Source organism: Burkholderia sp. WTPI3 (assembly GCF_021483755.1).
GTDB lineage: Bacteria > Pseudomonadota > Gammaproteobacteria > Burkholderiales > Burkholderiaceae > Burkholderia.
This window is the reverse complement of record NZ_JAGIXF010000081.1, coordinates 1-20857: the sequence shown is the minus strand read 5'-3', so window position 1 is coordinate 20857 and position 20857 is coordinate 1. Positions and strand designations below refer to the sequence as shown.

18 protein-coding genes and 1 pseudogene are annotated in these 20857 nt (G+C 68.0%); 6 read left to right on the top strand and 13 right to left on the bottom strand.

Annotation, left to right across the window (positions count from 1 at the left end):
• The first annotated feature begins 165 nt into the window (after nucleotides 1-165).
• Nucleotides 166-780, top strand: coding sequence for a glutathione S-transferase family protein (locus J7024_RS29865; protein ID WP_124827116.1), 615 nt, complete (start codon nucleotides 166-168; stop codon nucleotides 778-780).
• 624 nt (nucleotides 781-1404) lie between these two features.
• Here J7024_RS29865 and J7024_RS29860 read toward each other — a convergent pair.
• From J7024_RS29860 to J7024_RS29845, 4 genes and pseudogenes are all read right to left on the bottom strand, one after another.
• A pseudogene (locus J7024_RS29860) lies at nucleotides 1405-3091 on the bottom strand (FMN-binding glutamate synthase family protein).
• A gap of 47 nt (nucleotides 3092-3138) precedes the next feature.
• Nucleotides 3139-4299 carry a tRNA 2-thiouridine(34) synthase MnmA gene (mnmA, locus tag J7024_RS29855; RefSeq protein WP_124827114.1) on the bottom strand — a complete coding sequence of 387 codons (1161 nt, stop codon included), beginning with the start codon at nucleotides 4297-4299 and terminating at the stop codon, nucleotides 3139-3141.
• Nucleotides 4296-4805, bottom strand: coding sequence for an NUDIX hydrolase (locus J7024_RS29850; RefSeq protein WP_124827113.1), 510 nt, complete (start codon nucleotides 4803-4805; stop codon nucleotides 4296-4298). Before J7024_RS29850 ends, mnmA begins: the two co-directional genes overlap by 4 nt.
• A gap of 192 nt (nucleotides 4806-4997) precedes the next feature.
• Nucleotides 4998-5918: a LysR family transcriptional regulator gene (locus tag J7024_RS29845; protein ID WP_175760809.1), complete on the bottom strand. Its 921-nt coding sequence runs from the start codon at nucleotides 5916-5918 to the stop codon at nucleotides 4998-5000.
• Nucleotides 5919-5999: 81 nt separating this feature from the next.
• On the opposite strand from J7024_RS29845, the gene J7024_RS29840 reads away from it, so the two are divergent.
• The gene (locus J7024_RS29840; RefSeq protein WP_124827111.1) at nucleotides 6000-6923 is read left to right on the top strand and encodes a carbon-nitrogen hydrolase family protein; all 924 of its coding nucleotides are present in this window, start codon (nucleotides 6000-6002) and stop codon (nucleotides 6921-6923) included.
• A 61-nt stretch (nucleotides 6924-6984) separates the two neighbouring features.
• Here J7024_RS29840 and J7024_RS29835 read toward each other — a convergent pair whose 3' ends face one another.
• The 8 genes from J7024_RS29835 to J7024_RS29800 form a co-directional block, all read right to left on the bottom strand.
• Nucleotides 6985-7671: a helix-turn-helix transcriptional regulator gene (locus tag J7024_RS29835; RefSeq protein ID WP_096506390.1), complete on the bottom strand. Its 687-nt coding sequence runs from the start codon at nucleotides 7669-7671 to the stop codon at nucleotides 6985-6987.
• Between the two features lie 73 nt (nucleotides 7672-7744).
• The gene (locus tag J7024_RS29830) at nucleotides 7745-8149 is read right to left on the bottom strand and encodes a VOC family protein (RefSeq protein ID WP_124827110.1); all 405 of its coding nucleotides are present in this window, start codon (nucleotides 8147-8149) and stop codon (nucleotides 7745-7747) included.
• A gap of 298 nt (nucleotides 8150-8447) precedes the next feature.
• Nucleotides 8448-9746, bottom strand: a complete 1299-nt coding sequence (locus tag J7024_RS29825; protein WP_124827109.1) for a THUMP domain-containing class I SAM-dependent RNA methyltransferase — start codon at nucleotides 9744-9746, stop codon at nucleotides 8448-8450.
• Nucleotides 9747-9912: 166 nt separating this feature from the next.
• Nucleotides 9913-12036, bottom strand: a complete 2124-nt coding sequence (locus tag J7024_RS29820; protein WP_124827108.1) for a site-specific recombinase — start codon at nucleotides 12034-12036, stop codon at nucleotides 9913-9915.
• 429 nt (nucleotides 12037-12465) lie between these two features.
• Nucleotides 12466-13182: a PqiC family protein gene (locus tag J7024_RS29815; protein WP_124827107.1), complete on the bottom strand. Its 717-nt coding sequence runs from the start codon at nucleotides 13180-13182 to the stop codon at nucleotides 12466-12468.
• Nucleotides 13179-14798 (bottom strand): PqiB family protein, encoded by a 1620-nt coding sequence (locus J7024_RS29810; RefSeq protein WP_124827106.1) that lies wholly within the window; start codon nucleotides 14796-14798, stop codon nucleotides 13179-13181. The genes J7024_RS29815 and J7024_RS29810 overlap by 4 nt, the downstream gene beginning before the upstream one ends.
• Nucleotides 14791-15420, bottom strand: a complete 630-nt coding sequence (locus tag J7024_RS29805; protein WP_124827105.1) for a paraquat-inducible protein A — start codon at nucleotides 15418-15420, stop codon at nucleotides 14791-14793. Before J7024_RS29805 ends, J7024_RS29810 begins: the two co-directional genes overlap by 8 nt.
• Nucleotides 15417-16082, bottom strand: coding sequence for a paraquat-inducible protein A (locus J7024_RS29800; RefSeq protein ID WP_098549722.1), 666 nt, complete (start codon nucleotides 16080-16082; stop codon nucleotides 15417-15419). Before J7024_RS29800 ends, J7024_RS29805 begins: the two co-directional genes overlap by 4 nt.
• A 259-nt stretch (nucleotides 16083-16341) precedes the next feature.
• On the opposite strand from J7024_RS29800, the gene J7024_RS29795 reads away from it, so the two are divergent.
• The 4 genes from J7024_RS29795 to J7024_RS29780 all read left to right on the top strand — a co-directional run bounded on the left by J7024_RS29795 (nucleotide 16342) and on the right by J7024_RS29780 (nucleotide 19568).
• Complete coding sequence (locus J7024_RS29795) at nucleotides 16342-16902, top strand: cytochrome b (RefSeq protein WP_124827104.1); 561 nt, start codon at nucleotides 16342-16344, stop codon at nucleotides 16900-16902.
• Nucleotides 16903-16910: 8 nt separating this feature from the next.
• On the top strand, nucleotides 16911-17471 hold the full coding sequence (locus J7024_RS29790) for a YceI family protein (protein WP_124827103.1): 561 nt from the start codon (nucleotides 16911-16913) through the stop codon (nucleotides 17469-17471).
• A gap of 63 nt (nucleotides 17472-17534) precedes the next feature.
• The gene (locus J7024_RS29785; protein ID WP_124827102.1) at nucleotides 17535-18116 is read left to right on the top strand and encodes a YceI family protein; all 582 of its coding nucleotides are present in this window, start codon (nucleotides 17535-17537) and stop codon (nucleotides 18114-18116) included.
• Nucleotides 18117-18290: 174 nt separating this feature from the next.
• The gene (locus J7024_RS29780) at nucleotides 18291-19568 is read left to right on the top strand and encodes an MFS transporter (protein ID WP_124827101.1); all 1278 of its coding nucleotides are present in this window, start codon (nucleotides 18291-18293) and stop codon (nucleotides 19566-19568) included.
• A 19-nt stretch (nucleotides 19569-19587) separates the two neighbouring features.
• On the opposite strand, the gene J7024_RS29775 is transcribed toward J7024_RS29780, so the two are convergent.
• Nucleotides 19588-20857 (bottom strand): S41 family peptidase (locus J7024_RS29775; RefSeq protein WP_234745711.1); only part of this gene is annotated, 1270 nt, incomplete at its 5' end.

Genomic DNA, 20857 nt, shown 5'->3' with positions numbered 1-20857 from the left:
CGGACGCGGCGCGTGAGAGCGGCGGCCGCGAGCCGCGCCGGCAGGGGCCGAGCGGCGGCTGTTGCAAACCATCCACAGGCCGGACGGGCGATTTTCTACCCGGCCGCGCCTGCCGGTTATGATCGGCGACAACGTATACTCTCGGCAGTTCCCTTAGAAAGGCAGATGATGAAATTAATCGGTTCGCTCAGCAGCCCGTTCGTCCGAAAGGCGCGGATCGTGCTCGCCGAAAAGAAGATCGACTACAAGCTGGAGCTCGAGAACGTGTGGGCGCCGGAGACGGACATTCATGCATCGAACCCGCTCGGCAAGGTCCCGTGTCTCGTGATGGAGGATGGTGCTGCGGTATTCGATTCCCGCGTGATTTGCGAATACGTCGATACGCTGTCGCCGGTCGGCAAGCTGATTCCGCCGTCAGGGCGCGAGCGCGTCGAAGTGCGTTGCTGGGAAGCGCTGGGCGATGGTGTGCTCGATGCCTCGGTCGCGATCCGTCTCGAATACACGCTGCGCGACGAAGCGCAGCGCAGCGCGAGCTGGATCGCACGTCAGCAGCGCAAGATCGACGACGGCCTCGTCGCGATGTCGCAAGGCCTCGGCGGCAAGACGTGGTGCGTCGGTAATCATTACACGCTCGCCGACATCGCACTCGGCTGCGCGCTCGGCTACCTCGACTTCCGGATGCCCGAGCTCAACTGGCGCGACCACCACCCGAATCTCGACAAGCATTTCGCGAAGCTGTCGCAGCGCCAGACGTTCGCCGACACGCTTCCGCAAGGCTGAGCACCGCCGGCTGCGTATTGAGCAGACAAAAAAGCGCCCCGCGGGGGCGCTCTTGTTTTGGTGCGCCCGGCAGGGCGCACTCACTAGGAGGTGAAAGTCCTCTACACGCCCGGCAAGGGGAAGTGTTAGCCAATGGCAAGGGCGTCGCGGGCGACTGCGAGTCTGAAGGAAGCCGGAGGCAAAGCGCTGGCCTGACGAACAGGAAGCGGATAAGAGACGACGCGTTGGGGTGAGGCGGCCCAAACAGCCAAAGCCCGAAACTTGCACGGTCCGACGCGGCGTATATCCGACAGGCATAAGCGTGAAGGTGGGTGCGCAATACCCGGGGAGATCTGCACGGTTGCCGAAGTGCTACTGGCGTCGAGAGGTGTCGGGCGGGGGCGTCCATTCCATTAGCAGAGGGCATGGTAGGCCGCGAGGCTGAAGGCCCGAACATGAAGGACCGCGATTAGGACGGTGGAGGCTCGATGCGAGCCGATGAAGCGCAAGCCCGTGAGAGCGGGGCCATGACGCAGGAGCCGGGGCGGAACCGCACGTACGGTGGTGTGGGAGGGCTGAGGGGGTGACCCCTCTCCCTACCCGATGCGGCCCGCCCGGGCGACGGGCAATCCTGCGCATCCGCCGTTACTCGATCGATGCGTAGACGGTCTCGCCGAGCACGAACGAATCGCTGCGCGAGATCGGCCACCACTTGTCGTACAGCGTATAGCCGCAGGTCTGGCCGTCGAGCAGCGCGCCCGGCTTCAGGTACTTAAGCAACTGCGACATCAGCCGCACCTCGTGCGGCGCGACGCGCTGCACGATGTGATGCGCGCGCAGCTCGGACGGATGGCCGAGGCCGGCCGCCTGCACGAGTTCCTGCAGCGCGTGCAGCGTGTTGCGGTGGAAGTTGTACACGCGCTCGGCCTTGTCCGGCACGACGAGCGCGCGCTGGCGCACCGGGTCCTGCGTGGCGACGCCGGTCGGGCAGCGGTCGGTGTGGCAGTGCTGCGCCTGGATGCAGCCGACCGCGAACATGAAGCCGCGCGCCGAGTTCACCCAGTCCGCGCCGATCGCGAGCGTGCGCGCGATGTCGAACGCGGTGATGATCTTGCCGCTCGCGCCGATCTTCACGCGGTCGCGCACGCCGATCCCGACGAGCGTGTTGTGCACCAGCAGCAGCCCTTCCTGCAGCGGCACGCCGACGTGGTCGGTGAATTCGAGCGGCGCCGCACCGGTGCCGCCTTCCGCGCCGTCGACGACGATGAAGTCCGGCACGATGCCGGTTTCGATCATCGCCTTCGCGATCCCGAAGAATTCCCATGGATGGCCGATGCACAGCTTGAAGCCGGTCGGCTTGCCGCCCGACAGCGTGCGCAGCCGCTCGACGAATTCGAGCAGCCCGCGCGGCGTCGAGAATTCCGAGTGCGTGGCGGGCGAGATGCAGTCCTTGCCCATCGGCACGCCGCGCGTCTCGGCGATCTCGGGCGTGATCTTCGCGGCCGGCAGCACGCCGCCGTGACCCGGCTTCGCGCCCTGCGACAGCTTGATCTCGATCATCTTGACCTGCGGCTCGGCGGCCTGCTTCGCGAACTTGTCCGGGTTGAACGTGCCGTCGTCGTTGCGGCAGCCGAAGTAGCCCGACGCGATTTCCCAGATGATGTCGCCGCCGTTTTCGCGGTGGTACTTCGACAGCGAGCCTTCGCCGGTGTCGTGCGCGAAACCGCCCCTCTTGGCGCCGAGGTTCAGCGAGCGGATCGCGTTCGCGGACAGCGAGCCGAAGCTCATCGCCGAGATGTTGAAGATCGAGATGTCGTACGGCTGCGCGCGGTTCGCACCGACGCGGATGCGGAAATCGTGGTTCGGCAGCTTCGTCGGCGCGAGCGAATGGCTGATCCATTCGTGCGCGACGGCCTTCACGTTCAGTTCGGTGCCGTACGGACGGTTGTCGGCGACGTTCTTCGCGCGCTGGTAGACGAGGCTGCGCTGCGCGCGCGAGAACGGTTTTTCGTCGGTGTCGTCCTCGACGAAGTACTGGCGGATTTCAGGCCGGATGAATTCGAACAGGAAGCGGAAGTGGCCCCAGAGCGGGTAATTGCGCAGGATCGCGTGACGGTCCTGGTTCAGGTCGTACACACCGAGCGCGACGAGGGCGACGGGGATGATGATCCACAGCCAGGAAAGCATGTGGGCAGACGCGAGTGCGGCCGCCGCGACGAGCAGCAGGACGGCACACCACATCGCGAGGTAGCGTCGAGAAAGCATGGGGACTCCGTAAGAAAAATGCCGCCATGCGTACGCTGTGAAGGCGGCGCGCCGGCCGCGGCGCAATCGTGTTCCGCCGGGCGCGGCGTGCCGCAAGTCTAAACCGAATGGATGTCAGCGTGCGTCGGCGAGCGCCGGCACATGGCCTTCCGCTGCGGCCCGGCCGGGCTGGCCGGTGGCCGCGGACTCGATGATGCCGCCGCCTAGGCAGATTTCACCGTCGTACAGTACGGCCGACTGGCCGGGCGTGACCGCCCATTGCGCATCGTCGAACGCGAGCGAGAAGCGTGCTTCGCCTGCCGGGCCGGGTGCCGCGACGCCGAATGCGCATGCCGCATCGGCTTGCCGGTAGCGCGTCTTCGCGCCGCACGAGAAGCCTTCGGCCGGCGGCTCGCCCGCGACCCAGCTCACGTTGCCGGCGACGAGCTGCCGCGACAGCAGCCACGGATGGTCGTGGCCCTGCACGACGTACAGCGTGTTCGACGCGATGTCCTTCGCGGCGACGAACCACGGTTCGCCGCTGCCGTCCTTGCTGCCGCCGAGGCCGATGCCCTTGCGCTGGCCGAACGTATAGAACGCGAGGCCGATGTGCTCGCCGATGACCTTGCCGTCCGGCGTCTTCATCGGGCCGGGTTTCGTCGGAAGATAGCGGTTCAGGAAGTCGCGGAACGGCCGTTCGCCGATGAAGCAGATGCCGGTCGAATCCTTTTTCTTCGCGTTCGGCAGCCCGATCTGCGCGGCGATTTCGCGCACCTTCGTCTTCGGGATCTCGCCGAGCGGGAACATCGTCTTCGACAGCTGCGCCTGGTTCAGCCGATGCAGGAAGTACGACTGGTCTTTCGTATGATCGAACGCCTTCAGCAGCTCGAAGCGACCGTCGCGCTCACGCACGCGCGCATAGTGGCCCGTCGCGATCATTTCCGCGTCGAGCGACATCGCGTGATCGAGGAACGCCTTGAACTTGATCTCGGCGTTGCACAGCACGTCCGGGTTCGGCGTGCGGCCGGCCGAGTATTCGCGCAGGAATTCGGCGAACACGCGGTCCTTGTATTCGGCCGCGAAATTCACGGCTTCCACGTCGATGCCGATCAGGTCGGCCACCGACACGACGTCGATCCAGTCCTGGCGCGTCGAGCAATATTCGCCGTCGTCGTCGTCTTCCCAGTTCTTCATGAACAGGCCGACCACGTCGTACCCCTGTTCCTTCAACAGCCACGCGGTCACCGACGAATCGACGCCGCCCGACATGCCCACTACTACACGGCGCTTGCTCATTTGTTTACCGCCTGACGGTCGAATGCGTCCGGACGCGGCGCGACCGAATGCGTGTGCACGAAATCGAGCGGAATGCGCCGCCCGGCGAGATAGTCGTCGACGCAGCGCATCACCGCGGGCGAGCGATGCCGCTCGCTGCATGCGCGCAGTTCGTCGGCGCTCATCCACAGCGTGCGGACGATGCCGTCGTCGAGCGCGTGGCCCGGCAACGGCTCGCCGACCGTGCCGCAGAACGTGAAGCGCAGGTAGGTCGCGCCGGCGGTGCCGGGGCGCTCGTAGTGCGCGAGATAGACGCCGACGAGCGCGTCGGGAGCGAACGGATGCGCGGTTTCCTCGAGCGTCTCGCGGATCACGGCGTCGGCGAGCGTCTCGCCGGCTTCGAGATGGCCGGCCGGCTGATTGATGCGCAGGCCCGTCGAGGTTTCTTCCTCGATCACGAGAAAGCGGCCGGCGCGCTCGATCAGCGCTGCAACGGTCACGTGCGGGGTCCAGATTTCGGGTTTCATGGTTCGGCATTTTACCGGTTGCGCCCGGTCGCTGCCGGCCATGTGGTTAGACGAATCCGACCCTGATCGTTCGTCCGGCGCAGGCGGCTCGCCTGCATCGTCGCGCCGCGAGCGGATGGCCCGGCCTGCCGGTGGCAGCGGCGAGCCGGGGGCACGGGAGCGGGATTCGCAAGCCGAATCTTGCCCTGTTTTTCACGGTGCGACGATCCGGGCGATGCACGCGGCGATCGTATCCCGCACGCGCACGATCGCCGGGTCGCGCTGCGTGCTCGTGCGCCAGCCGATCTCGACCGGGTAGCGCGGCAGCTCGACCGGGCACGCGAGCGCGCGCAGCGACGTCGAGCGAGCGATGGCGCGGGCGGCGTGCGCCGGAATCGTCGCCACCGCATCGGAGCCGGCGAGCAGGTACGGCAGCGCGGCGAAATGCGTGGTCGACGCCGCGACGCGCCGCTTGTGACCGAGCGCGGCCAACGCCTCGTCGACGATTCCGATCACACCGCCCGACGACACGAGCAGGTGGTCGCGCTGGAGGAAATCGTCTAGCGCCAGCGTGCGCGGCGCGCGAGCGCGGCCGGCCGAGTCGATCAGGCACGCGTAGCCGCCGGTGGCGACCGCCCGCCGGCTGAGCCCGTTCGCCGAAAACCCGCCCGACGCGATCGCGAGATCGACGCCGTGCCGCAGCAGTGCGTCGCCGGCGATGCCGCTGTGCGTCTGCCGGAAGATCAGCCGGATCCCCGCGGCTTCCTGCGCGACCGCGTCGATCAGCGCACGGCCGAGCGCGATCTCGAAGTCGTCCGACAGACCGATCGAGATCGTGCGGCCGATGCGTTCGCCGCCGTCGGCCGCGATCGCGAGGCTTTCGCGGCAGCGGTCGAGCGCATCGGACAGGATGGGCTTCAGTTCGTCCGCGCGCGGCGTCGGCGCGAGCCCGCGGCCGGTGCGCACGAACAGCGGATCGGCATAGATCACGCGCAGCCGCGCAAGCGCCGCGCTGACGGCGGACTGCGTGAGACCGAGCCGCAGCGCCGCGCGGCTCGCGCCGCCTTCCTCGTACAGCGCCTCGAACACTTTCAGCAGGTTCAGATCGAGGTCGGCGATATCATCTGAATTCATGTCAGTTATCGTTGTATCGATTTGATCGATGACATCATATCGATAAAGATGGCGTCACCCCATTCATCCGGAGACGTCCTCATGTCCACCTCAGTCATCGCCGCGCTGCAGATCGGCGCCTCGCCCGCCGGCACGCGCGCCACGCTCGACACGATCCTCGGCTACGAAAGCGCGATCCGCGACAGCGGCGCATCACTTGTCGTGCTGCCCGAGGCCGTGCTCGGCGGCTATCCGAAAGGCGAGATCTTCGGCACGCGGCTCGGCTACCGGTTGCCCGAGGGGCGCGATGCGTATGCGCGCTACGCCGCGCAGGCGATCGACGTGCCGGGGCCGGAAACCGACGAGCTGGCCGCGCTGTCGCAGCGCACGGGCGCGAGCCTCGTGGTCGGCGTGATCGAGCGCGGCGGCAGCACGCTGTACTGCACGGCGCTCTTTTTCGATCCGCGTGACGGGCTCGTCGCGAAGCACCGCAAGCTGATGCCGACCGGCACCGAGCGGCTGATCTGGGGTCAGGGCGACGGCTCGACGCTGCCGGTGGTCGACACCGCGGCGGGCCGCGCGGGCGCCGCGATCTGCTGGGAGAACCACATGCCGCTCCTGCGCTGCGCGATGTACGCGAAAGGCGTGCAGATCTGGTGCGCGCCGACCGTCGACGAGCGCGATCTGTGGCAAAGCTCGATGCGGCACATCGCGCACGAAGGGCGCTGCTTCGTCGTGAGTGCATGCCAGGTGCAGCCGTCGCCGCGCGCGCTCGGCATCGACGTGCCGGGCTGGGATCCCGAACGGCCGCTGATCCGCGGCGGCAGCGTGATCGTCGGGCCGCTCGGCGACCTGTTGACGGAGCCGCTGATCGGCGAACCCGGGCTCGTGACCGCGCGTATCGATACCGACGAACTGGTGCGCGCGCGTTATGACTTCGACGTGGTGGGGCACTATGCGCGCGCCGACGTGTTTTCGCTGCACGTCGACGAGCGGCCGAAGCGTCCGGTGGTGTTCGGTGAATGACGGGCGTTGCCGGGGCTCGCGGGCGCCGGCGAACGAACAGCGGCAGCGGCCGACGTGCGTGTCAGCGCATCGGCGCTTCCGCGATCCGCATGTAGTCGGCGATGCGCCTTCCTTCCATGTCGGGAAACTGCTCGTGCACGGTGATGTCGCCCATTCGCGCGATGTCGAAGGTGCGGAAGTCGTCGCGCAGCTCGCACCACGCGCCGATCGTCCAGCGTCCGCCCCAGTAGACGAGCCCGAGCGGCCACACGCGGCGTTGCGTATGGGCGCCGAGCCGGTCACGGTAGCCGAAGCTGACGACGTGGCGCGTGTCGACCGCCTGGTGGATCGCGTCGACCTTCCCGCAAAACGTCTCGTCGATGTGGAACGACGGGGCGAACACCGGCAGGCGATCGAGCGCCGTGCGCTTGTCGGCCGGCATCGCTGACGCAATCTTCGCGAGCGCCGAGCGGGCGCCGCCGGCAAAGCGCGCGCCTCCCCAGGTTTCGAGCATGCGTGCGCCCACCGCGAGCGCCGCGAGCTCCTCGGCGGTGAACGTGAGCGGCGGCAGGCTCGCGTTGCGGTTCAGCCGGTAGCCGATGCCGGCTTCGCCTTCGATCGGCACCCCTGACAGTTGCAGGTCGCGCACGTCGCGATAGACCGTGCGCGGCGACACCGACAGCCAGTCGGCGAGCTGCTGCGCGGTCGTCAGACGCCGTCCGCGCAACAGCTCGGCGATCTGGAACAGACGGTCGGCACGGCGCGTCATGGCTGCACCTCGACTCCAACGGCTACGGGGACTTCGCGATGATAGCGCCGCGCCGGCCCGGTCGTCGGTGCGCTCAGTGGCATTTCGGCGCGTGCAGGCCGACGCGGTTGCCTTCGGTATCGATCAGATAGCCGATGTAACCATAGTTGTTCGGCAGCTCGACGACCGTACCCTGCACGATGCCGCCCGCGCGTTTCACGCGTTCGAGCGCCGCAACGACCGATTCGCCGGCGTTCAGGTAGACGAGCACGCCGTTCGCGCTCGGCTTCATCTGCTGCGGATCGAACACGATGCTGCCGCCCGTGCTCGACGCTTCGTGATCGAACATGGCCATCGGCACGCCTCCGATGACTTCGCGCTGCAGCGTGGTTTGCAGCACGGTTTCGTAAAAACGGATCGCGCGATCGAAATCCAGGGATGGGATATCGAACCACGCGATCGCGCGTTCCAGGGTTGCGGTTGCAGTTGCGGACGTCACGACGAGCTCCTTGTTGTTCGGGTTCTTGATGGAAACCAGCCTTGCATTGCGCCGGGATTGCAGTGTGATCGCGTGCTGCTGACAGCGTGCTGTCAGTAGTCATCGCGGCGCTGACACGAGGCGATTCCGGTGGGCAGCTTCGGCGGGGGCCGGCCGGGGGCGCCGTGCAGGGGCATCGAAGGGGACTGGTGCGGCACCGCGAGCATCGGCGCCGCGCAAAGCAAAACGCCCGGCGGGAGCCGGGCGTCGTCAGGATGTCAGCAGGCGGCCGCAGCGGCCGTCCGGCGAGTCTCGTGCGTCACGCGTCGCCTTCCGGCGTAGCCGGGCGCGCCTTCACGCTGCCGGCGATCAGGTCGAAGCGGAACAGCCGGCATTCGAGCGCGCCGTTGAACAGCGGCGTCTTCGCCGATTCACGCAGCCGCAACTGGCCCGGCAGCGAACGGTCCGACGTCAGCAGGAACGCCTGCCAGCCGGTGAAGCGTTGCTTGAGCGCATCGCCGAGCGCGTTGAAGAACTCGCTGTCCGGCGCGTCGGTGTGCGTACGGCGGAATGCGTCGTCGTTGCCGCGGTTGCGGCCCGTTTCACGCACCTCGCCGCGCGCGCTGCGACCGCGCACTTCGATCCGCTCGCCGTACGGCGGGTTCGCGAGGATGATGCCCGGGCCGTCGCACGGCGGCGTCATCCCGCGCGCGTCGACCTGCTTGAGCCATACCGACGGCACGCCCGCGCGTTCGAGGTTCGCGCGTGCCTTCTCGAGCATGTCGCCGGAGATGTCGCTGCCGTACACGCCGAGCGAATCGCGCTTGCCGCGCGCCGCGCGCTTCGCGTCGAGTGCGGGGACCTTCAGGCCCTGCCATGCGGTGATGTCGTATTGCTTGAGCTTTTCGAAGCCGAAGCGGCGCTCGACGCCCGGCGCCACGCCGAGCGCGATCTGCGCGGCTTCCGCGAGGAACGTGCCGCTGCCGCACATCGGGTCGTACAGCGCCGTGCCGGGCGTCCAGCCTGTCAGGCGCAGGATGCCGGCCGCGAGGTTCTCGCGCAGCGGAGCCGCGCCCTTGTCGAGACGCCAGCCGCGCTTGAACAGCGGCTCGCCCGACGTATCGAGGTACAGCGTGCATTCGGTGGCCGTCAGGAACGCGAACACGCGCACGTCCGGCGCACCGGTGTCGATGCTCGGCCGCGAGCCGGTCTTCTCGCGCATCCGGTCGCAGATCGCATCCTTCACGCGCAGCGTCGCGAATTCGAGGCTTTTCAGCGGCGACTTGATCGCGGTGATGTCGACGCGCAGCGTCTGCGTCGATGCGAACCAGCGTTCCCACGGCTGCTCGAGCGCGAGCGCGTAGACGTCCTGTTCGTTGCGGTACGGGCGGTGCGCGATCTTCAGCAGGATCCGGCTCGCGATCCGCGAATGGAGGTTCGCGGCCATGCCGGCAGCCCAGCCGCCGCGGAAATGGACGCCGCCCGGCACCTGCGCGCCCGCGGTGAACGGCGCGCCGTCCAGATGACGGCCGGCGATCTCGGCCAGCTCGGCGGCAAGCGCCGCTTCGAGGCCGCGCGGGCAGGGAGCGAAGAATTCGTACAGGGTGGGCGAGGACATAAGGCGGGTGAGGACGTGCAAAAGTCCACTATTGTACGCGGCGCGGGCGGCGGGAGCCGGCGTTGCGTCCGATTCGGGACGCGGGCGGCCGATATGCAGGCCGCGCGGGCGCGCCGGGTGGCCCGCGCGGCGATGCCCGGCGGGGCGCCGCGCGGGCGTCGGGCGGTCAGTGCGAGCCGGGCTGGCCGGCCTGCGCTGCGGGGCCGCCGGCCGGCCAGAACAGCGCGGACGGCTTCGACAGCACCGTGCGGACGATCGCGGCGACCAGCGCGCGCACCTTGGTGCGGCGCAGGCTGCGCGAGCGCACGGCCATCGTGAACGCGAGCGCGAAGCTCACGAGCACGTTGAGGATCGCCATGCTCAGCACGCCGGCGCACGCCCACCACAGCTCGGGCGTGCTCAATGCGTTCTTGCCGAGCACACCGAGCGCGACGCCGATCGAGCCGGCCGACAGCGTCACGTGCCGCACTTCGAACGGGAACAGGAACACCGTGACGATCGCCGGGATCAGGCCGAGCATCAGGCCGAGGCCGACGTTCGCGACCACGCCCGCGACGTTCGAGCGGCAGAAGTGCGCGAGTTTCGCGGCGCCGGCCGCGCCGAGCGTGAGCCGCAGCCGGCGGTTGTACGCGAGCGCGTCGCCGACCCGGTGCAGCACGAACCAGTTGTCGGCCCAGCCCGCGAGCAGGCTCGACGCCCACAGCAGCACGCCCGTGAGCGCCGCATAGAACGGTGTCGGCCCCATCAGCGAGAACGAGTGCAGCGTCGCGTGCGCCTTCTCAGGCGAGATCAGGTTCGCGTGCAGCACGTTGCCCGCGAACAGCTGCACGAGCAGGCAAACGGGGAGCACGACGAGCACGTTGCCGGAGATCGCCGCGGCCTGGGTGCGGATCAGTGCGATCACCGACGCGACGAACGCTTTCACGCCTTCTTCGTGGGCGGTGTCGTCGAGCTCGCGCGCGAGCGTCGGTGCGGTCATCGCGGGCTGCTTGGTCGCGAGCGTGAAGTGCAGGAAGTGCATCAGCATGAAGCTCGCCGCATAGTTGACGCCGGCGAGCAGCCCTTCGAGCATCGACTGCAGGTGCGCGCCCGTGATCGCGAACTTCACGCAGACCGTCGCGACGGTGACGAGGCCGCCGCCCGCGGCCATGCGCAGCATCTTCAGATACTCGGCGCGGCCGCGCGAGATGTAGTGCTCGCCGGTATCCGCGTTCGTCTCGACGAGCTTGCGCGCGAACAGCGAGAAGTTGCTGCGCACGAGGTGCGACACGCTCTGGCTGTTCTGGTTCGCGTCGACGAGTTCGGCGGTCAGGCGCGCCATGCCGCGCAGGTCGTCGCGGGCCATCCACGCGTTGAGCAGCATCTCGGCGCGCAGGATCCGCATGCGCATGCGCTCGACCTGGAACACGATGTCGACCGACACGCCGTTGCGGTACAGGTGCGCGAATACGTCGTCGACCGCGATCCGGCATTCGTCGAGCAGCACGCGCAGGTAGTTCACCTCGTGCAGCAGCTTGTTCTGGTCGCCGCCGTCCTCGACGGCCGCGTGCGCGGTCTCGACCGCGAGCATCGCACGCGTGAGGCGGTAGAACGGCTGCGTTTCGAGCGGCTTGCGCGCGTCACCGTCGGACAGGCGGCTGCGCACCGTCTGCGACAGGCCGGTCGAGCTGATCTGGCAGGTCAGGTTGTGCAGCGCGGCCAGCAGGTCGCGCGAGAACGAGCCGGGCTCGTGGCGCTCTTCTTCGGTGACGTCGAACGAGATCAGCTCCGCGAGGCGTGCGAGCAGGTCGTCGGGCAGCGCGTCGATCCATTGCGCGTCTTCCGGCGTCGGGAACATCAGCGTGAACAGCGCCGTCAGCTCGCGGCGGTTCGGCGCGGGCGGGATCAGCGACGAGTCGATCCGCTCGAACAGCGCACCGAAGAAACCGGAGTGCACCGGCATGCCGGCGTCGCACAGCAGCGAGATGCCGTCGCATTCGCGCAGGACGCCGCGCACGATGCGCGCCGCGTGCGACTTCCACGCGGGATTGCGCTCGAGCACGTGGAACAGATAGCGCAGCCGGGCGTGCGCCGGATACGCGCGTGTGCCGGCGTCGCGTTCGGCAGGCGCATCCTGCGCGGCCTGCATCGAACCGTTGCGGCGCAGCCAGTGCGCGAGCTCGATCAGCCATTCGCTGCGCTCGGCGTACGACGCGTCCGCGTCGGCGTGCGCGAGCAGGGCGTCGAGCTGGTGGGCCGCATTGCGCGACGCGCGCCACTTCTTGATCAGGGTCGTCAGGGAACGAAACATAAACGGAATAGCGAAAGCCCTGGACGGGCGGGTTCGGGATGCCGGCCGGAAATGCGGCGCGGCGCCGGGAGAACGGATGAGGCTGGCCGGGTTGCCGGGCGATGCGCGGCAACCCGCGATGCGGCTGCCCCGACGCGGTGCACGCGGACACGCGTGCGAGCCTCGGGAGACACGACGATCGGACCGGACGCGGCCCGATTGCCGCTGGCTGACGCGCACGACCGACGGGCGGCGCGAGCCTGGAAGTGCGTAGGATCGTCAATCGGGCGCGAAAACGCAAGCTGACCGCGTTGCGTGGTGCCGGTTCCGGCGGATTTTGCCAAACAATGCAAAGCGGTCGTTCGGCCGATGCGTGCCATCGGATGCGCGGCGGGGGCCGCAGCAGCCACACGGGCGAACGCATCGCACGTTCGTCCGTGTGTCGCGCGCTTACGCGCCGGACTTGCCCGTCGCGCCCGCGTCGCTGCCGGCCATCGGGTTGGCCGGGCACGGCACGACGGGCGCCGTGGCCGTCTTGCTGCCGGAGGCAGTTGCCGTACCGCGCCGTGCCGCCATGGCGCGCACGCCGGCCGCGGCCTGCGATGCAATCACGTCGAGCGCGCGCCGGTGGCCGGCGACGAGCGCGTCGTAACCGTCGGCGACGGGTTCCGCGACGCTCGTGCGGCACGTCATCACCGCCTGCGTGGCGAGCGAACGCACGCTCCACACCGCATCGATCGCCGCCCGCTTGCCGGGCCACGATTCGAAGCGCTGCACGTTCACGCTGATGCGATAGACGGGCACGCCGGGCGGATACGCGGAGTTCGCGACGTCGATCGTGCCGAGCTGCGCGGCGAGATCGTCCGACAGCGCGCGGCGGATCTCGTCGGCGGGCGGCGCGGCCCAGCGCTCCTGTTCGAGCACGTCGACCTGCGCGGCATTCTTCTGCACGACCAGCTGGTTCTTCGCGACCTGTTCGGGCACGCCGACGGACGGCACCTCGATCAGGAATGCCGGATTGGCGGGCGCGGTGCGCACGGCCGTCGTGGCGTCGGCCGGGCTCAGCGTATAGAACCGCGCGGGCGGCGAGCTGCATGCGGCGAGCGCGAGCGCGGCGCAGATTGCCGCCGCGCCGCTCGCGAGCGCGTTCATGCGGGTCGTCGTCATTGTTGATCTCCTGGCTTGCCCTTGATCAGCGATTCGGGATGGCGCTCCAGATAGTCGGCGAGCGCATTCAGCGATTGCAGCGTGCGCGTAAGTTCCTTCAGCGCGCCGCGCACGTCGGATTGCAGCGGCGAATCCTGCTGCAGCGTCGCCTCGGCGGTCGAGAAGGTCTGCTTCGCGGCCGACAGCGTGTCGCGCGCTTCCGGCGCGACCTGCGTGTCGAGCTGCTTGAACAGCTTGTCGGCGTTCGACAGCGCGCTGTTCAGGTTCGCGCCGATCTGGTCGAACGGCACCTTGTCGAGTTTCTTCGCGATGTCGGCGACCTGCAACTGCAGCTCGTCGAGCGTGTTCGGCACGGTCGGCAGCTCGAGCGGCTGGCGCGTCGCGTCGATCTTCGCGGCCGGCGCCTTCGGGAAGAAGTCGAGCGCGACGTACAGCTGGCTCGTCAGCAGGTTGCCGGTGCGCAGCTGGCCGCGCAGCCCGTGCTGGACCAGACGCTCGACGATCTCGCGGCGGGCCGGTTCGCCCTTGCTCTCGATCGCTTCGCGGAAGCGTCGGCCAAGCCGCTCCGGATACACGTTCATCGTCACCGGCATCAGGAAGTTCTTCGTCTTCGGATCGTAGTCGATGCCGATGTTCGTGACTTCGCCGAGCACGATGCCGCGGAAGTCGACCGGCGCACCGACGCCGAGCCCGCGCAGCGACTGATTGAAGTTCATCACGACCTGCAGCGGCTGGCCGTCCGGGTCGCGCATCGCGTCGGTCTCGTCTGAGCCGAGGCGGAATGTCGTGTTGTTCGGCGCGGTGGCGCCGCTGTCCTGGTTCGGCGGCGTCTGGAACGCGATGCCGCCGAGGATCACCGTCGCGAGCGACTGCGTGTTCAGCTTCAGCCCGCTCGAATCGAGCCGCAGGTCGACGCCGCTCGCCTGCCACCAGCGCGAGTTCATGCCGACGTACTGGTCGTACGGCGCATTGACGAACACGTTGAACGTGACGCCCGTGCCGTCCTTGTCGAGCGAGAAGCCGACCACCTGGCCGACCTGTACGCGGCGGTAGTAGATCGGCGAGCCGATGTCGACGGAGCCGAGCGAATCGCCACGCAGTACGTACTGCGTGCCCTTCTGGTCGCCCGTCACGGCCGGCGGTGTCTCGAGGCCGGTAAAGTCGGTCTGCGAGTCCTGCCCGTGGCCGGCGTCGACGCCGATGTATGCGCCCGACAGCAGCGTGCCGAGCCCGGACACGCCGGTCGCACCGACGCGCGGCCGCACGATCCAGAAGCGCGAGCCCTTGACCGCGAAGTCCTCGGCCTCCTTTTTCAACTGAACCTGGACGAGCACGCGCGACAGGTCTTTCGACAGCTTGATCGTCTTGACCATGCCGATCTCGACGTCCTTGTACTTGACCTGGGTCTTGCCCGGCTCGAGCCCTTCGGCGCTGTGGAAGCTGATCGAGATTTCCGGGCCGCGCTCGCGCACGGACTTGATCACGAGGCCGATGCCGATCAGCGCGGCGATCAGCGGCACGAGCCAGACGAGCGACGGCAGCCAGCCGCCTTTCGTCGAGATCGTCGGATCGGGCGGCCGGGACGCGTCGTTCTGCGGGCCTTGCGGACTATTCATGGTGTTTCCCTGAGGTTTCGACTGGATCCCAGATCAGGCGGGGATCGAACTGCATCGACGCGAGCATCGTCAGGATCACGACCGAGCCGAACGCGAGCGCGCCGGGGCCGGCCGTGATGACGGCGAGCGAGCGGAAATGGACGAGCGCGACGGTGAGCGTCACGACGAAGATGTCGAGCATCGACCAGCGACCGATGCGCTCGACGATCCGGAACAGGCGCGTGCGTTGCAGCGGCCGCCAGGCGGTACGTCGCTGCGCGCTGATCACGAGGATCGTCAGTACGCCGAGCTTGAGCATCGGCACGAGGATGCTGGCGACGAACACGACGACCGCGAGCGGCCAGTCGCCAGTGGTCCAGAACAGCACGACGCCGCTCATGATCGTGTCTTCCTGCGAACCGACGATCGACGACGTGCGCATGATCGGCAGCAGGTTTGCCGGAATGTACAGAATCACTGCCGCGAGCAGCAGCGCCCACGTGCGCATCAGGCTGTTCGGCGTGCGGAAATGGAGCGCGGCGCCGCAGCGCGTGCAGTGCGCGTGCGGTGCATCGATCGTCTGCACGAGCCCGCAGACATGGCAACTGGCGTAACCCTCGCGGGCGGCGGTGGGCGTCGTCATCGGCGGGCGGCTTCCGGCAGCGGCGCGGCATCGTCGGGCGCGGCGGGCGAGCGGCCGGCGCGCAGGTCGTCGGCGATGTCCCACAGCGTGCGCGGATCGAACATCAGCACGACGGCGATCATCAGCGTGAGCGCGCCGAACGCGAACAGCGCGGCTTCCGGCACGACGCGCGCGAGGCTTACCATCTTGACGATCGTTACGAGGATGCCGAGCATGAACACCTCGATCATCCCCCACGGGCGCACGAGCTGGATCGCGCGCAGCACGGCATTGAAGCCGGGCGGCACGACGCCGCGGCGCATCGGCAGCAGCAGGTACAGCAGCGCGGCCATCTCGACGAGCGGAAACAATACGGTCGAGCAGAACACCATCACGCCGACGATCGCCATGTCCTGGCGCCACAGCGAATCGATCGCGCCGATCAGCGTCGTCTGCACGCGATTGCCGTTCACGTCCATTTCGAGGATCGGAAACGTCTGCGCGATGACGAACGTGATCAGTGCGGCGAGTGCGAGTGCGCAGATGCGCTCGAGTTGCGCGGCGCTGTTGCGGTAAAGCAGCGCGTCGCAGCGCGGACAGCGCGCGATTTCACGGCCGCTGAGACGCGGTTTATGCAACAGTGCGTCGCATTCGTGACAGGCAATCAGGTCGTATCGTTGCATGGGAGAAGCGGTTGTGCGACGGGCGGGGGGACGCGTCGACGGGGCCGGAACCCGCGCCAATCTTACCAAAACGCCTTTTTCGGCGTGTCAACGTTCGGTTACCGGGTGACTGGTCGGTAACATGGCGTAAACATGGCGGCCCGCTGACATGCCTGTCGTCAGAGTCCGCGCCCTTCAAAAGGTTGCGGTAGCATGGCGCCCTTGACGAGCGTCGGATGCATTTTCCGGCGCAGCCGTTCGCTCAACTGAGGAATCCAGGATGACATCGAATCCGCTGTCGGCCAAGCCGACACGTTATACGCAGACGGCGATCGCGTTGCACTGGCTGATCGCGCTGCTGATCGTCTGCGGCTTCGCGCTCGGCTGGGTGATGACGGACATTCCCGGTTTCACGCCGACGAAGCTGAAGTACTTCTCGTGGCACAAGTGGATCGGCGTGACGGCGTTCGCGCTGGCCGTCGTGCGCGTGCTGTGGCGCGCGACCCACGCGGCGCCGCCGCTGCCGGGCAGTACGCCGGCGTGGCAGCGTGCGGTGTCGCATGGCGTGCACATCCTGCTGTACGTGCTGATGCTCGTGATTCCGGTCACCGGCTACCTGTACAGCTCGGCGGCGAACATCCCGGTCGTCTACCTCGGCGTCGTGCCGCTGCCGCGCCTGATCGATCCCGATCCGGTGCTGAAGGAAACCTTCAAGACGCTGCACGTGTCTTTGAATTACATTTTGCTTGCACTCGTCTCGCTGCACGTGCTCGCGGCGATCAAGCACCAGGTGTTGGACCGCGACGGCCTGCTGTCGCGAATGCTTCCCTTTGCCAAATGAAGGATCTCATGAAAGTGTCTTTCTCCCGTTCCATGCTGACCGCGTTCGCCGCGGTGTCGCTTGTCGCGTCGGCCGCGGCGCACGCCGACGTCGATCTCGCGAAGAGCAAGGTGTCCGCCGTGTCGAAGCAGATGAACGTGCCGACCGAAGGCGTGTTCAAGAAATTCTCCGCGCAGGTGAAGTTCGACCCGGCGAAGGCCGCGCAGGGCAGCGCGCAAATGACGATCGACGTGGCCAGCTACGACCTCGGTGACAAGATGTACAACGACCAGGTCGCGGGCAAGGACTGGTTCGACGCGAAGACGTATCCGCAGGCGACTTTCGTGTCGTCGGCGATCGCGCCGGCGGGCGGCAACAAGTACAACGTGACCGGCAAGCTGACGATCAAGGGCAAGGCCGAGACCGTCACGGTGCCCGTCACCGTCACGCAGAACGGCGCGACGCAGACCTTCGACGGCGTGCTGCCGATCAAGCGTTCGACGTTCAACGTCGGCACCGGCGAGTGGAAGGACACGTCGGTCGTCGCGGACGAAGTGCAGATCAAGTTCCATCTCGTCGCCACGAAGTAAGCGACGAGTGTCGCATGACCCGAATGCCGCGCGAGGGCGCGGCGCCGTTCCAAGGAGAAAGAGTTGAAAAAGCATCTGATCATCGCCGCGGGCGCGCTGGCTGCTTCGCTGTCGTTCCCGGCCTTCGCCGATAGCGCGACGTACCAGTTCGATCCGAGCCATACGTACCCGAGCTTCGAGGCCGACCACTTCGGCGGCCTGTCGGTCTGGCGCGGCAAGTTCGACAAGTCGAGCGGCACCGTGACGCTCGACCGCGCGGCGAAGACCGGCACGGTCGACGTGACGACCGACATCGCGTCGATCCACACCGGCAGCGCGAAGCTCGACGAGCACCTGCAGACCGCCGATTTCTTCGACGCGGCCAAGTACCCGCAGGCGAACTACAAGGGCGCGATCAAGTTCGACGGCGACAAGCCCGTGGAAGTGGTCGGCAACCTGACGCTGCATGGCGTCACGAAGCCGTTGACGCTGAAGATCGATTCGTTCAAGTGCATGCCGCATCCGATGCTCAAGCGTGAAGTGTGCGGCGTCGACGCGGTCGGCGAATTCAACCGCGACGATTTCGGCCTCGACTACGGCAAGCAGTACGGCTTCAAGATGAAGACGAAGCTGCTGATCACGGCAGAAGCCATCAAGCAGCAGTAACGCGCCCGGCCGGGCCGGCCGTTGCACCAGATCGCCGGCCCGTCGCATGCCAGCCGCCGCGCTTCCTTTCCCGGGGGGCGCGGCGGTTTTTTTGCGCGCCTATAATCGTCGGCACAGTTCGCGGCGCGACACCGGGCGCGTCGTGCAGAACATACAACGACAAGGAGATCGCCGATGCACGCCGTCATGCAATCCAGCTCCGTTGCCTCGTCGCCGCGCGTGTGGCGCGCGGTGGTCGCCGCGTCGATCGGCAACGCGCTCGAGTGGTTCGATCTCGTCGTCTACGGCTTCTTCGCGGTCACGATCTCGAAGCTGTTCTTCCCGTCCGGCAACGACACCGTGTCGCTGCTGCTCACGCTCGGCACGTTCGGCGTGTCGTTCTTCATGCGCCCGCTCGGCGCGATCGTGCTGGGCGCGTACGCCGACCGCGCGGGCCGCAAGGCCGCGCTCACGCTGTCGATCCTGCTGATGATGGCCGGCACGCTGATCATTGCGGTGCTGCCGACCTACGGGACGATCGGCGTCGCGGCGCCGCTGATCCTCGTCGCCGCGCGGCTCATGCAGGGCTTCTCGGCCGGCGGCGAATTCGGCAGCGCGACCGCGTTCCTCGCCGAGCACGTGCCTGGCCGGCGCGGCTTCTTCGCGAGCTGGCAGGTCGCGAGCCAGGGGCTCACGACACTGCTCGCCGCCGGCTTCGGCACCGTGCTGAACGCGCAGCTCACAGCCGACCAGATGGCCGCGTGGGGCTGGCGCGTGCCGTTCTTTTTCGGGCTGCTGATCGGGCCCGTCGCGTACTACATCCGCTCGAAAGTCGACGAGACGCCCGAATTCCTCGCGGCCGAAAGCACCGCGAGCCCGTTGCGCGACACGCTCGCGTCGCACAAGGCCCGACTCGTCGCCGCGATGGGCGTGGTGGTGCTCGGCACCGTCGCGACCTATCTCGTGCTGTTCATGCCGACCTACGGCGTGAAGCAGCTCGGCCTCGCACCGTCCGCCGCGTTCGCGGCGATCCTCGTCGTCGGCGTGATCCAGATGGCGTTCGCGCCGCTCGTCGGCCACTGGTCGGATCGTTACGGCCGCGTGCGCGTGATGCTCGCGCCGGCGGTTGGCATCCTCGTGCTGATCTATCCGGCGTTCGCGTATCTGGTCGCGCATCCGGGCTTCGGCACGCTGATCGCGCTGCAAGTGCTGCTCGCGTTCCTGATGACCGGCTATTTCGCGGCGCTGCCGGGCTTGTTGTCCGAGGTGTTTCCGGTGCAGACGCGCACGACCGGGATGTCGCTCGCGTATAACGTCGCGGTGACGATTTTCGGCGGCTTCGGGCCGTTCATCATCGCGTGGCTGATCCGCGCGACCGGGATGAAGACCGCGCCGAGCTTCTACCTGATGTTCGCGGCCGTGCTGAGTCTCGCGGCGCTGATCGTGCTGCGCCGGCGGTTCGGGTTCCGGTGATCGGGCGCGCGGCGGCGCGTCAGCTGTCGCCGCGCTCGCAGACCGGCCGAGCCGGCATCAGTTGCGCGGGCGCGTCGATGGTCTGCACCGGCCGGCCGGCGAGCGCAGCGAGCGCCTGCTGCAACTGCCAGTCGGCGGCCGTGCCGAATTCGCGTTGCGGCAGCGCCGCGCTCTTCGCCGTATCGACCTTTGCGCGCGTTCGCTCGTCGCGCAGCTTCTGCCGCGCGGTGCGCACCTGCGCGAATGGATCGGGCGCCAGCCGGTCCGCATACGGCGCGCGGGCGAGATCGACTTCCCGGTACCACAGCAGCACGCCGTCGACGTCCGCGTCGCGGCGCGGCGGCACGAGCCAGTCCGGCACGACACCGTAGCCGTCCATCGGGCAGCCGTTCGGCCGCAGGTTGCGCGCGAACGTGAAATTGAGCCGCGTGCCGTCGATCAGGTCGACACCCGTCTGCGCCAGCCCCTTGCCGTAGGTCGGCATCCCGAGCAGCCGCGCGCGGCCGAGATCCTTCAGTGCGGCCGCGGTCGCTTCGGCGGCCGATGCGCTCTGGCCGTCGACGAGCACGACGAGCGGCACGGTACGCCACCAGTCGTCGGCCTGCAGCGGCGCAAGCGGATCCTGGCCGTGCATCACCGGCAGCTCGTAGTCGGGCCAGTTGGTCGTGAAGCGGCGGCGTTTCGTCCCGTCGCGTTCGAGCGTCACCATCGCGGTACGGTCGCGTCCGGCGAACAGCGCGGTGATGCCGATCGCCGCATTCAGCGCGCCGCCGCCGTTGATGCGCAGGTCCAGGATCACGCCTTTCACCGGCGGCCCCGCGCGGCGGGCGGCCTGCACCGCGTCGATGTAGCTGCCGACTGCAGGCTCCGGGAAGCTCGACAGCCGCGTGTAGAGGATGTCGCCGTCGAGCCGCTTCGCGGTCGCCGGATGCGGCCTGACGATCGCTCGCACCGGCGCGAAGGTCAGCGTGGCAGCGTCCGGGCCGCGCCGGACCGTGAGCTTCAGCGGCACGCCCGCGTCGCCCTTTGCGAGCTTCACGACTTCGCTGCTGTCGACGCCGACCACGCTCTGGCCGTTCATCGCGACGACGAGATCGTCGGGCCGCACGCCGGCCCGCTCGGCGGGCGCGTCGGGGATCACGTCGATGATGTGCATGCCGTCGGGCCGTGTCTCGAACACGATGCCGATGCCCGGCGTGCCGTCGCGTGCGCGGCGCTCGTCTTCGAGCTGTTGCAGGCGCTCCTTCGCGTTGAAGAAGCGAGCGTACGGCAGCGTCTTGATTCCGTCG

Excerpts from the sequence above, each read along its gene's own strand:
- J7024_RS29865 (WP_124827116.1), top strand. The coding sequence starts at position 166 with ATGATGAAATTAATCGGTTCGCTCAGCAGCCCGTTCGTCCGAAAGGCG.
- J7024_RS29780 (WP_124827101.1), top strand. The coding sequence starts at position 18,291 with ATGCACGCCGTCATGCAATCCAGCTCCGTTGCCTCGTCGCCGCGCGTG.
- J7024_RS29795 (WP_124827104.1), top strand. The coding sequence starts at position 16,342 with ATGACATCGAATCCGCTGTCGGCCAAGCCGACACGTTATACGCAGACG.
- J7024_RS29820 (WP_124827108.1), bottom strand. The coding sequence starts at position 12,036 with ATGTTTCGTTCCCTGACGACCCTGATCAAGAAGTGGCGCGCGTCGCGC.
- J7024_RS29850 (WP_124827113.1), bottom strand. The coding sequence starts at position 4,805 with ATGAAACCCGAAATCTGGACCCCGCACGTGACCGTTGCAGCGCTGATC.
- J7024_RS29840 (WP_124827111.1), top strand. The coding sequence starts at position 6,000 with ATGTCCACCTCAGTCATCGCCGCGCTGCAGATCGGCGCCTCGCCCGCC.
- J7024_RS29835 (WP_096506390.1), bottom strand. The coding sequence starts at position 7,671 with ATGACGCGCCGTGCCGACCGTCTGTTCCAGATCGCCGAGCTGTTGCGC.
- J7024_RS29825 (WP_124827109.1), bottom strand. The coding sequence starts at position 9,746 with ATGTCCTCGCCCACCCTGTACGAATTCTTCGCTCCCTGCCCGCGCGGC.
- mnmA (WP_124827114.1), bottom strand. The coding sequence starts at position 4,299 with ATGAGCAAGCGCCGTGTAGTAGTGGGCATGTCGGGCGGCGTCGATTCG.
- J7024_RS29810 (WP_124827106.1), bottom strand. The coding sequence starts at position 14,798 with ATGAATAGTCCGCAAGGCCCGCAGAACGACGCGTCCCGGCCGCCCGAT.
- J7024_RS29815 (WP_124827107.1), bottom strand. The coding sequence starts at position 13,182 with ATGACGACGACCCGCATGAACGCGCTCGCGAGCGGCGCGGCGGCAATC.
- J7024_RS29800 (WP_098549722.1), bottom strand. The coding sequence starts at position 16,082 with ATGCAACGATACGACCTGATTGCCTGTCACGAATGCGACGCACTGTTG.
- J7024_RS29790 (WP_124827103.1), top strand. The coding sequence starts at position 16,911 with ATGAAAGTGTCTTTCTCCCGTTCCATGCTGACCGCGTTCGCCGCGGTG.
- J7024_RS29845 (WP_175760809.1), bottom strand. The coding sequence starts at position 5,918 with ATGAATTCAGATGATATCGCCGACCTCGATCTGAACCTGCTGAAAGTG.
- J7024_RS29805 (WP_124827105.1), bottom strand. The coding sequence starts at position 15,420 with ATGACGACGCCCACCGCCGCCCGCGAGGGTTACGCCAGTTGCCATGTC.